Source organism: Flavobacterium omnivorum (genome assembly GCF_900099915.1).
Lineage (GTDB): Bacteria > Bacteroidota > Bacteroidia > Flavobacteriales > Flavobacteriaceae > Flavobacterium > Flavobacterium omnivorum.
Window position 1 is genome coordinate 36,143 of the sequence record NZ_FNDB01000023.1, and the last position, 12,238, is coordinate 48,380.

The following is a 12,238-nucleotide window of genomic DNA, read 5'->3' on the forward strand; positions in this document are numbered from 1 at the left end:
GTTACAATACAGCTGAATTATTCCCTTGTGCTTTGTTTTTTAAGGATTACAAATTAGTAATAGTAATCCTTCATGTTCTGTATTTTTGAAAGGGTTACAAAACAGCTGAATTATTCCCCAGTGCTTTGTTTTTTGAGGAACAAATAGCTTTACCCAAAACCTCGTGCTCTGTTTTTTTGAAAGAGTTACAATACAGCTGAATTATTCCCTTGTGCTTTGTTTTTTAAGGATTACAAATTAGTAATAGTAATCCTTCATGTTCTGTATTTTTGAAAGGGTTACAAAACAGCTGAATTATTCCCCAGTGCTTTGTTTTTTGAGGAACAAATAGCTTTACCCAAAACCTCGTGCTCTGTTTTTTTGAAAGAGTTACAATACAGCTGAATTATTCCCTTGTGCTTTGTTTTTTGAGGAACAAATAGCTTTACCTAAAACCTCATGCTCTGTTTTTTTGAAAGGGTTACAAAATAGCTGAATTATTCCCTTATGCTTTGTTTTTTGAGGAACAAATAGCTTTAATAAACCTCATGCTCTGTTTTTATGAAAGGGTTACACAACAGCTGTATTATTCCCTTACAATCGACCAATTCATTTTAGAAAGCAATCAACATTTAAATGTAACGTCTTACTCAAAACGCTTTCACTTTCTTGATGCCAAAACTAGAATAGTAATTAGTGTTGTGCAAATGGTTGTTATCGGAATTCACGGAATTCCGTGTTGTAATTCCGTGAATTCCGATATACAATTTTTTAAAAACCTATACATCAGCAGGTTAAAAAACAGGTAAAACTCCTACTTTCTATTGTGAAATTTATCAATTACAACTTATAACTCACCGAAAGCAAAAACACTCTTGGCAATACGAAAGTAGTTTGCTCGCTGATTAAGTAATCCGAGAATGAATAATCGTTTTTGACTTTATTGTCAAAGAGGTTGTTGACTACAACTTCAAAACCAAAAGGGCTATTTTTCTTTTGATAGCGCAACGAAGTATTGGCAATATCATAAAAATTACTTTGATTGTTGTTATTTGTGTTTTTGAGATTTTCGTAGTTGAATTTAAATGTCCAGAACTTAGCAATATTGATATCAAAATTAGAGGTAATGGCATCGGTTTGAAAATTAGATCTGGTTATTCCTGAAAACTGACTAAAACCTTTGTTGTATCCTACACTAAAGCCCGGCCATTTTTTATATGCTGTTTTTAATACAACTCCCATTCTCTGATTGTTTCTGTTATTCGAAGTTTCAATAGTATTGATGGTTTGAAAATAGTTGAACCAACTTAAATTAGTATTGAAACGCAAACTAAAACGGTATATTTTTTTAGTAAAAGCACCACTAACATTGTAATTGGTTTCTGGATTGTCACTTAAAATAGGCGTGTTGAATTGGTTGATGCCGTCCAATTGAATTTCGTTACGAATCGTTTTTACTTTTTTATTCCAGCTCGCCATAGCATTCCAGGTCACGCCGCGATACAAATTAGTTTTCGTATAACGCAAGTTCGCATTATGAAAACGCTCGTCTTGTAGCAACGCATTTCCTTTATAGACCAAATTATAATTTTGCAACGTAAATTGATCCGCTAGTTGTGAGGCTTGCGGAAAGCTGTTTTCTAGTCTGTAAGTAAAATTTAAGGTTTCAGATTTATTAAACTCATAATCACTGTTCCATTGTGGTTGCAACAGCGTCTTGGCAAGTGATTGATTTTGGGATGCTTGTTCGGTAGTTAAATGATACCAATGCATATACAATCCTGGCTTATTGGTCCATTTGCCAATTCTGAACTTGTATTCTACACCTACATACGCATCGTTCAACTGGTATTTTACGTTATTTCCAAATCCATTTAAAGCAAAATCATTTATTGTTCCATTGGTCAAAAGTTGTTGCTCTGCAGTTCCAAAACGTGCTATTCCATAATTATTTGCCACATTGCTATACAAATGATTGAAATTGTCAATTATCCAATAATGTTTAAAAAGCGCATCGACGCTGTTGGTTTTTACTTTTTTGATTTGTTCGATGCGATAGGAACTGTCATCTTGCAACGGAATTAATCCCGTCAAGAAAGGCTGATCGGTAAACCAATTGGTTTGCGGCGTATTGTAATCGTACGCTTGATTGATTACTAATGTGGTGGTGTGTTTTAGATTGTAATTTTTATGCCACTCAATATATTGTTTTATTGCTGTATTATCGGCTTTGCTTATCGTTTCAAATACACTAGAGTTAAGACTTGTTATCGAATTGATCGTGTTTGAAATCACGTTGGTAGTCGATTGGTATTGTCCGTTGTAATACCATTTCTCTTTAGCGCTTGGCGAATAATCGAGTTTAATATTCCCAATACCAAGAACCGAACGGCTATCACCATTTTGTGCTCTATACTCAAAAGTAAAAGCGGTGTTTTGCAAGTATTCGTTATTGGCTTGGTTTTGTGAAGCCGTCAAGACTTTCGAAAAAATAGAAAAACCAGAAATAGAAAGCTTAGATGACGGATCATGACTAAAATTAAAGGCACCAAACTGGGAGGTATTCTGAACCACGTCTTGATTGTCATTGGCAAAAGAATACAAATTAGTCAATGATTTTCTACCCGAAAGGAAGGTACTCATGCCACCGCCAAAACGCATTAAATCATCAAAAGTAAAGGTTCGTTTGCCAATGTTATTCAGGTCACCTATAAAACTCACGTTCGATTTTGGACTGTAATAAAACAAAGCGGCGTGTCCTAAGTAAAATCCATTGTCTGCATTTCCTACCTCTGCACCAGCTTCGACATCACCAAAAACAAATTTCTTTTTATCGGCTTTTAGTTTTACGTTCATAGCCAGTTCATCGCTATCGGACACTTGTTTCATAAACCCGACCTCGTTAAAGTGATCAATAACTTCAATTTTATCCAGCGCATCTGCCGGAATGTTTTCTACAGCCAGCTTAGAACCACCACCAAAAAAAGATTTGCCTTCTACCAGCATTTTGGTCACTTTTTTGCCTTGTACGGTAACGCCTCCATTTTTATCAACCTCAACACCAGGGAGTTTTTCGAGTATTTCTTTCATTTTGCGTTCGTTCCCGTTGGCAAAACTTTTTACATCAAACGTCATCGTGTCTTTTTTGATCACAATGGGTTTAAACTCGTGTTTGATTACAATTTCTTTGAGCTCTTCTCCTGTGGGTATCAGTTTAAAATCATGTGTGGTAATGGTAGCATCAGCTTCCAGAATGAAAACTTCCTCAACAAAACCAATGTAGGAAACAGTGATTTCATATTTGACTTCCTTTTCGAGTTCTAAGCGGTAGCGCCCTTTGTTATCCGCAATAGCAAATTTAAGGCTTGCTTTTTCCTGCAACGGTTTAGCAATGACATTAGCGGATTCCAGCGGTTTGTTAGTATCCTCAGAAACCACACCAGTAATAGTGCGGGATTGAGAGAAAGATACTATTGTAAAAAAAAGAAGGAAGAGGTAAATTCTTTGCATTTATGCTAATTTGACATTACTTTTTTTGTGTAGTCTTCTTGACTTATTGTTTTCCCTTTTGGAAAGTCTATTGGTAATTCTTCGTCTTTCAGAATTATTATTGAAGAAGCTAAAAAAGTTACTTTTCGATCTGTAAGTTCCAAAATAAGACCTGGCAAACCAGTAAAATATTTTGGCCCATAGGAATATGGTAAGCTTGGAGCAAACCATGCAACAATTGGAATACTTGTATTCATGCCTCTCCTATTTACGAATTTCATTAAGTAAATTGCTTTATAACATAAGTATCCATCAATTTTTTTACTTTCGGTAGTTATTTCCCACTCCAATTTTTCATTTTCCTTTTCTATTAAAATACCATCCATGTTTTGCAACACGGTACTATTTTTAATTTTATCTAAAAAATAATTTTGCCCATTAATTTCAATAAAGGCAATTTTTTCAGCCATAATGCGCACGCTGTTGTTGTTACTATCTGAAAGTAACTGTTTATCCAAAACAAAACCTGATTGCTTGCTATTAAAAGTTAAGGTAGCAGTTTTCTTATTTGCTATTTCGACGATGGATTCGTTTAGTTCTTTATTTTCTGGGGAGCTACTTTCTGCACCAAAACCAACTAATTGAATTTTATAAAGTACTTTTCCTGAAACAGATTGACCATAACAATTTGCTATTGATACAATGGTTATGAAAAATAATATAACTTTAAATTTTTTCATTATTTTTTAATTTTTTAAAAAGCAAACAGAACTTTAGATAGTTTTGTTTGCTTTATTTATGATTAACTGGCAGTAATTGATTTTTCGTTGTTATTACAGCCTGCTAAATAAGCTTGGTAAGCGTCATGATTTTCAACAGAGGTATGTGTGCCATCTCTATCATAATCATTATCAATATAATTCATTGCTTTTGTTGTACAATCATCCGCTAATACTTTCACTTCTTTTACTTCATGAGTTCCTGCCATTGCAACTCCACTAAATGCTACTACTGCTAAAGCAGTAAATACTAGTTTCTTCATTTTTAAATTGGTTTAAATTTATAATTTTTAATAATAGATCAAGGAATTTTATGTGAACTTTCCTTTTACAACAGTCTTTTTTCCGTTAATTGTAATTCCGTTTGCTTTGTTTTTTTAAGGATTACAAATTAGCTTTATGAAAAATCCCATGTTTTTTTTCTAAGGGTTGTGAAACAGCTGTATTATTCCCTTACAATCGGCCTGATTATAATTTACAAAATGATTACATTTTACAGTAACGTCTTACTAAGAAACTTTGTCAATTTTCTGAAGTCAAAACTAGAGCAAGAATGGGTTCTAAGCAAACTGTTGTTATCGGAATTCCGTGAATTTCGATATTTTTTTCCTGAATTCCTTACTTTTTAAAAAACAAAACACTTATAATCAATAGATTGTGATTCGTGTTAAAAATTCAGAAAAACCAGTAATTAGTGTTTGATTCTTGTTGTTTGGCGTAGTTTTGTAAAAAACAAAAAACAATGCGTTACTTTCTTTGGAATAAAAGTCTTTTTTTATTTCTATTACCGATTATTTTATTCGCACAAGTAAAAAAGACGGATCTTACAAGACTTCCTTACGATGAGTTGAAAGAGTTGTTTATTAAAAACGATAAAAATCAAAAGAAACAATTAGAATATGCAAATGCATTTTTAGTAAAAGCTAAATATGACAATAGTCCAATTTATAAAGCAAGAGGTTTTTATTTATTATCATTGTTATACAAAGGCGATAAGGCTATTCATTATTTGGACTATTCAATTAGTTTCTCAAAAAATACGAATGATTTAAAATTTCCAGCTTATGCTTATTTTAGAAAGGCCTATGAGCTAAAAGAGCAATCGCGGTTCAGAGAGGCTATAGATAATTTTATTTTGGCTGAAAATAGTGCTCGATTAAACAATACTGATTTTTATTTTGATGCCAAATTCTCAATAGCCTTATTAAGATCCGAAGAATTGGGTGAGGTGGAAGAAGCACTAGTTTTATATAAGGAATGCTTTAACTATTACAAAGACAAAGAGGTAAGGTCTCCTAAATATTCATTTGCTTATCAGGATGTTATTTTTGCACTAGCAGATGCACACAAGGCACTGGAACAAGCAGATTCAACTACCTATTACAATAAATTAGGGTATAAAGAGGCAGCAATTACCAAGAATGAAAAATACAAACACTTATTTATTCTTAATGAAGGTGCTAACCACGTTTTAAAGAAAAATTACCGCGTGGCTTTAGACAGTATTTACAAAGCTTTACCTAAAATGATTGCTTTCAAAGACCAAGGAAATACGTTAGCATCCTATTATTATTTAGGGAAAGCATACGAAGGTTTAGGTAATCCAGAAGCAGCGGTTCAAAATTTCAGAAAAGTAGACTCAATCTATACTATTTCTAAAAAAATCATTCCTGAGTTTATGGGTGGTTATTCGTTTTTGATTAATTATTATAAGGTAAGAGGTGATAAAGAAAACCAATTGAAATACATGAATATTTATATGACTATTGATAGTACTTTACAAAAAAAATATAAATTACTGACTAAAAAATTGAATAAAGAATATGACACACCATATTTACTAAAAGAAAAGGCAACACTAATTGAATCTTTACAAAAAGAAAAAATAGTTTCGTACACGGGAATCCTCATGTTATTAGTTTTGGTAGCAGCAATTGGTGGCTTTGCCTTGTATCAATACCAACTCAAAAAACAATACCGTTCTCGATTTGAAAAAATCATGCAGCAAACTACAGCTGTTGTTAAGCCTGAAATACTACATTCTCAACTTATTGAAGGTAGTATAAGCAATAATAGATACCAATCGATTGGTATCGCTGAAGAACTAGTACAGCAAATTCTGGAAAAACTACAAGTTTTTGAAAGTGAAAGTGGATTTTTGGATTCTACGATTACGATTCAAAAAGTAGCTACAGTTTTAAATACAAATAGTAAATATTTGTCTAAAATTATAAATGAGTTCAAAGGCAAATCTTTTGTTCAATATAGTAATGATTTACGAATAGAGTATTCCATAATCCAGTTGAAGAAGGATCCTAAATTGCGAAATTATACCATACAAGCCTTGGCTATTGAGTTTGGTTTTAATAATGCTGAATCGTTTTCAACTGCTTTTTTTAAAAAAACAGGGATAAAACCTATTTATTTCATAAAGAAGTTAGTTCTCATTGAAGACTATTAAACAGCTAATATTCATTATTTTATACAATTAATCAATATCGGAATTCACGGAATTTCGATAAGCAAATGAAACTTTGATTAGTATAAAATGGGAATGTTGTATACATTCGAAAATATACACCATAAAAAAATAAAATAAAAATGAAAACAAAAAAACAAAACAGCTAAATAACAAGTTTGATTTAGAAAAAATGAAAGTAGCAAAATTAAAAAATGTTCATTCAATCAATGGTGGTTATAATATATTAGGATTTGATGGTGATATAGGAACAGTAACTCAAAGTGGACAAAATAAGACCAAGGAAACTATTAGTTATTAAATTTACTATTGCATTTAAAAACTCCTAATTAACAATTCATGAAGTCATTTTGTATTTTTATTTTCTTGTTTATTTTTATTATAAGTTGTAATTCTATCAAGGAAGCTAAAATTAGTTCTACCATTTCATCTGATGGGATTAACGCTTCAAAGTTGGCTTTGCAAAATTGGTTTCAGAAAGATTATCAGCAAGATGCTGTATCAGGCATTTCCTTGGATAAATACTATACACAAAATAAAAAAAAGCCAAAAAGTAAAAGTGTAATAGTTGCTGTCATCGACACTCAAATCGACATTCACCATGAAGACCTAAAAGGTCAATTATGGATTAACACTAAAGAAATTCCTAATAATGGTATCGATGATGACCATAATGGATATGTCGATGATGTCAATGGTTGGAATTTTTTGGGTACTCCAAGTGGAGGTTATGTAGTTTGGGCTAATTTTGAGTATACCCGATTAGTAAGAGATTGGGCTCCTCTTTTTAAGAATAAAACGGAATCACAAATTCCAGTTCAAGAGCTCTCCAACTTAAAGGAGTACCATAGGGCTTTAACGAAACTTGAAGAAGAAGCCATTTATTACAAGAACTGGCTTAAATCCTTAAATTATAGTGCAGTTACTTATCCTGCTGCCAAAGACAGTCTTAAACGATATTTCCCTAAAGAGGATTATTCGTATCAGCAATTAGATAGCATGTATAAAAAATACAAGATTAATGATAAAACATTTCGAAAAAGACGCGAAGATGGTGATATGGATATTGGGACTATGATAGGTTTTATGAAAGCAAGATTCGATTTCAATGAAAAATCTTTGGCGGATGTCAAAGAAAATGAAACTCAAATAGATTCTATTGTAAATAAAAATCTAAACCTTAATTTTAATGAAAGAACAGCAATAGGTGATGATCCTAGTGTTTTAGAGAAAGGTTATGGCAACAATAATATTAGTAATATTAAAGTTGGATATAGACCTATTCAAGATCATGCCACAAAAGTATCGGGTATTATTGCTGCCAATAGAACAAATAGTATTGGAATTAAAGGTATTGCCGAAAACGTGAAAATTATGCCTTTGAATATCTCTGCTTCTGGAGATGAACATGATAAAGACATTGCCATGGCAATACGTTATGCAGTTGATAACGGGGCAAAAGTAATCAATATGTCTTTTGGCAAGGAATTCTCCTTACACAAGCAATGGGTATTTGAGGCGTTTCAATATGCCGAAGAGCACGATGTTTTGCTTGTACATGTAGCAGGAAATAACAGTTTTAATGTTGATGAAAACCCTTATTACCCTAGTGATATTGCCTATGACGATTCAAAAGAAGTATGTGGAAACTTCATCAATGTAGGCTCCATATCCTCTAAACTAGACAGTAGCTTTGTATCCTCTTTTTCCAACTATGGTAAGCAAAACGTAGATTTATTTGCTCCTGGCGAAGAAATCTACACGACAACTTACCCAAACACCTACGCTACAGATTCTGGCACTTCACTTGCTGGCCCAATGGTTTCCGGGACTGCTGCTTTGATTTGGTCTTATTATCCTAAACTTTCAGTTCAGCAGGTAAAACAAATCATTTTAGAATCGGGTACTGCTTATGATATTGAGGTTTTGGTTCCCGGTGGAGAAGGTAAAAAAGTAAAATTTTCGGAACTATCCAAATCTGGAAAAGTATTAAATGTCTACAATGCGATGCAACTCGCTAAAAAAGTGAGTAAAAAGAAACGATAATGCACAACTACCAAGTTCGTCCTTTCTCACACTATGTTCTAAGAACCCCTTTATCACCAATTTTTTTTTACAGGAATGTATTGGAAAATTATTCAGAAGAGGCCTTATTGCTGCAGTTTGATAACCCTTATATTAGAGAAGCTATTCGAATGGCTTCACCAGAACTGCTAACGGCTTTAGACAAATGGAAAACTGACCCTTCCAGTCTATCCCATAAAAAAAGGGATAGTTTGCAGCTTAGCTTACTGAAATATATTGGTCGAATATCAGCTCGTTGTACTCCTTTTGGGCTATTTGCTGGTTGTACAGTCGGCAAAATAGCTTCTGAAACGAACATTATACTCGAATCCTCTGAGGATTTCACACGTTTTACACAGTTTGACATGCAATTTTGGGTGGCACTATTACAAGATTTTGCTAAACGAGAAGAAGTTACATCCCATCTTAAATATTATCCAAATAATTCCATCTATGCTCTTGGGGATTTTTACAGATATGTCGAATACAACTATGTGAAAACAAAAAGAGAGCATAGCATTTCAGCATTGCGAAAAACAACACTTTTAAATGATTTAGTGCTCCAAGCAACATCAGGGTTGACGCTCGATGAAATGATTCTGCTTCTTGCAGATAATGTATCTGAAACAGCAGAGGCTTTGAAATTTATAGATCAACTTATCAACTTTCAGTTTCTTATAAGTGAATTGGATGCAACTGTAACGGGTAGTGATGAATGGGGACGCGTTTTTTCAATCATCGATAAAATTCCGAATTTAAAAGAAGAGGCTAGACTTTTACAAAGGATAAAAAAGCAACTTTTAGTATTAGACCAAACGCTTGTTCCTTATGAAAAAAACTATAAAGCTATAAAGGATTTAATTCAGAAAACAGGTGTGGATTATGATGAAAAATATCTTTTTCAAACCGATTTAAATACGGCTGCTTCCGTAAATACTTTGAGTAGCAGTTCTCAAAAAAAAGTCTTGCAAGCGGTTCGTTTTTTAAACGGAATTCAAAAGCAAAAGAAGTCTGAAAACCATACGAATTTTATAAAAGCATTCACAAAAAGGTATGAATCAAGAGAAATGCCTTTGACAACTGTTTTAGATACTGAAACGGGAATTGGGTATCTTCAAAATTCTGAAATGAATGATACGCATGAGATTTTGGAGCAGTTTTCTTTTAAAAGTAAGGCTCAAGAATCAGTCATTGAGTCGTGGTCCTCTAATGATTTTATACTGGAGAAAAAACTACGGGAATGTATCCTGAAAAACGAAAAAGCCGTATCGCTTTCTGAAAATGATTTTCCGGATTTTGATCCTAGTTGGAATAATGCACCAGCTACCTTTTCGGTAATGATTGAAATTGCATTGCATCAAGAAAAAGAAATCATATCAATTGAATCTTCAGGAGATGTTAGCGCAGCAAAATTATTAGGGCGTTTTTGCAATGGAAATGATGCTATTTACAATTTGACCAATGAAGTTATAGCAAAAGAAGCTGCTTATCATTCTGATAAAATCTTAGCAGAAATCGTTCATATCCCGGAATCAAGAACCGGTAATATATTGAGACGACCTGTTTTAAGAGCATTTGAAATTGCCTATTTGGCTAATTCGGGAGTAAACCAAGACTACACGATTGATTTAAATGATTTAATGATTTCGATACGCAACAACAAAATTATTTTACGGTCTAAGAAACACAGTAAAGAAGTCATTCCATGTTTGTCAAATGCTCATAATTACGTTGCTAAATCGCTGCCTATTTATCATTTTTTATGTGATTTACAATCGCAAGAGATAAAGCCTATTCATAGTTTCAGTTGGGGTATTTTAGAAACACATTATAATTTTTTTCCAAGGGTTGAGTTTAAGGACGTATTACTTTCGAAATCAAAATGGATGGTACTTAAAACTGAAATTACCCCTTTTTATAAAATGGAAGGCATTCCATTATTTGAAGCTTTTTCGATTTGGAGAAAACAGCGAAATATACCTCGTTTTGTAAATTGGGCGTATTTTGACAACACATTATTAATTGATTTTGAACAAGAAATTGGGATTCAATTATTTTTAAAATCAGTTGTAAATCATGCTAAAATCACTTTAGAAGAATTTCTATTTACAGCCGATTCTGTGGTAAAAAACGCAAATGGTGAAAATTTTGCCAATCAATTTATACTATCCTATTATAAAGACCAATTGTAAAGTATGAAAAGGGATTTTTGCATAGGAAGTGAATGGCTGTATTATAAAATATACACTGGAGTAAAAACAGCAGATCTTATATTATCTGAAAAGTTGTATCCCTTAATTTTAGATTTACAAAAGGAAAAGATAATTGCCAAATGGTTTTTTATCAGGTATAAAGATGCTGATGAGCACCTAAGAATTCGTTTTTACTGTAAAACCCCAGAAAACACCGCAACGGTAATCGCCAGAATGTATCCGCTTTTAAATATGTTGTTGGAACAAAATAGCATTTGGAAAGTGCAAACGGATACGTACCAGAGAGAAATGGAACGATATGGTGAAAAAACGATGATTGCTTCAGAAACATTGTTTTGGCATGATAGTGAAATGATAGTACGTTATTTAACGATAAAGTCCTCTTTTGAACAAAATGAAATGCAACTTTTATTTAGCTTTACTGCCATTGACATGTTTTTAAATTCTTTTGGTTTAAGTAATTCTGATAAATTATTTTTAATGGATGAATTACAACTGGCTTTTAAAAAAGAATTTCATGCGGATAAAAGCCTTAAAAAAGAATTAGATAAACAGTATAGAGAATTATTCCAGGAAATGCAGCGGTTTTTACTAGGACAAGCGACAGAAGATCATCCTGAAATCTTCAATGTTGTAAAAGCAAAGTGTAACAAATGCAATGAACTTATTGATTCCATCAAAGGAAAATTACAAATTCCTTTATCCGAATTTTTATGCAGTCACATTCACATGATGCTGAATAGACAATATACTTCAAAGCAAAGGCTGTATGAATTGATTGTCTACGATCATCTACATCGCTATTATAAAATTCAAGAATTTAGAAAATGAAACGCCCATGTCAATCGTCATTGACAAACAGGAATATTATAATAGGCGTTCCATCTTCCAATAAAAAACAAATATTATATACTGTCTTGTCCTGAATAACCGATACAGATTATTAGATAAAAATATTTAATTAAACACTTGCAAAAACTTTTTTGCAAGTGTTTTTTGTTTTATATGTCCTCATTTTAATTTGACTTTGTATATGCATTTTGTTTGGAGTCAGCATGAAATTAGAATAATGAGGTCTTAATTCATTGTATATACTGATTGATTCTTTTACAATTTGTTTCATGATTTTTAAATCTAGGTTGTATTTATCAATCATGAATTCCTGTTTTAATATTCCATTTATTCTTTCCGCTACTGCATTTTCATATGGGTCAGAGTTTTGTGTCATACTTGGT

9 protein-coding genes are annotated in these 12,238 nt (G+C 32.6%); 5 read left to right on the forward strand and 4 right to left on the reverse strand.

Annotation, left to right across the window (positions count from 1 at the left end; all coding sequences use genetic code 11):
• Positions 1-819: 819 nt before the first annotated feature.
• The 3 genes from BLS90_RS15370 to BLS90_RS15380 all read right to left on the reverse strand — a co-directional run bounded on the left by BLS90_RS15370 (position 820) and on the right by BLS90_RS15380 (position 4,510).
• Positions 820-3,489, reverse strand: a complete 2,670-nt coding sequence (locus BLS90_RS15370; protein ID WP_091259185.1) for a TonB-dependent receptor — start codon at positions 3,487-3,489, stop codon at positions 820-822.
• 5 nt (positions 3,490-3,494) lie between these two features.
• The gene (locus tag BLS90_RS15375) at positions 3,495-4,208 is read right to left on the reverse strand and encodes a GLPGLI family protein (RefSeq protein ID WP_091259187.1); all 714 of its coding nucleotides are present in this window, start codon (positions 4,206-4,208) and stop codon (positions 3,495-3,497) included.
• Between the two features lie 62 nt (positions 4,209-4,270).
• Entirely contained in the window at positions 4,271-4,510 is a 240-nt protein-coding gene (locus BLS90_RS15380; RefSeq protein ID WP_091259189.1) for a hypothetical protein, read from the reverse strand.
• Between the two features lie 479 nt (positions 4,511-4,989).
• Here BLS90_RS15380 and BLS90_RS15385 point away from each other — a divergent pair, with 479 nt between their 5' ends.
• The 5 genes from BLS90_RS15385 (at position 4,990) to BLS90_RS15400 (ending at position 11,834) form a co-directional block, all read left to right on the forward strand.
• The gene (locus tag BLS90_RS15385; protein ID WP_091259191.1) at positions 4,990-6,708 is read left to right on the forward strand and encodes a helix-turn-helix domain-containing protein; all 1,719 of its coding nucleotides are present in this window, start codon (positions 4,990-4,992) and stop codon (positions 6,706-6,708) included.
• A gap of 190 nt (positions 6,709-6,898) precedes the next feature.
• On the forward strand, positions 6,899-7,027 hold the full coding sequence (locus BLS90_RS17260) for a hypothetical protein (RefSeq protein ID WP_262488584.1): 129 nt from the start codon (positions 6,899-6,901) through the stop codon (positions 7,025-7,027).
• 38 nt (positions 7,028-7,065) lie between these two features.
• Positions 7,066-8,772, forward strand: coding sequence for a S8 family peptidase (locus BLS90_RS15390; RefSeq protein ID WP_091259193.1), 1,707 nt, complete (start codon positions 7,066-7,068; stop codon positions 8,770-8,772).
• Positions 8,772-10,982: a lantibiotic dehydratase family protein gene (locus BLS90_RS15395; protein WP_091259195.1), complete on the forward strand. Its 2,211-nt coding sequence runs from the start codon at positions 8,772-8,774 to the stop codon at positions 10,980-10,982. Before BLS90_RS15390 ends, BLS90_RS15395 begins: the two co-directional genes overlap by 1 nt.
• A gap of 3 nt (positions 10,983-10,985) precedes the next feature.
• On the forward strand, positions 10,986-11,834 hold the full coding sequence (locus BLS90_RS15400; RefSeq protein ID WP_091259196.1) for a thiopeptide-type bacteriocin biosynthesis protein: 849 nt from the start codon (positions 10,986-10,988) through the stop codon (positions 11,832-11,834).
• 130 nt (positions 11,835-11,964) lie between these two features.
• On the opposite strand, the gene BLS90_RS15405 is transcribed toward BLS90_RS15400, so the two are convergent.
• On the reverse strand, positions 11,965-12,238 hold a 274-nt coding region (locus tag BLS90_RS15405; protein ID WP_139171453.1), incomplete at its 5' end, for an integrase core domain-containing protein.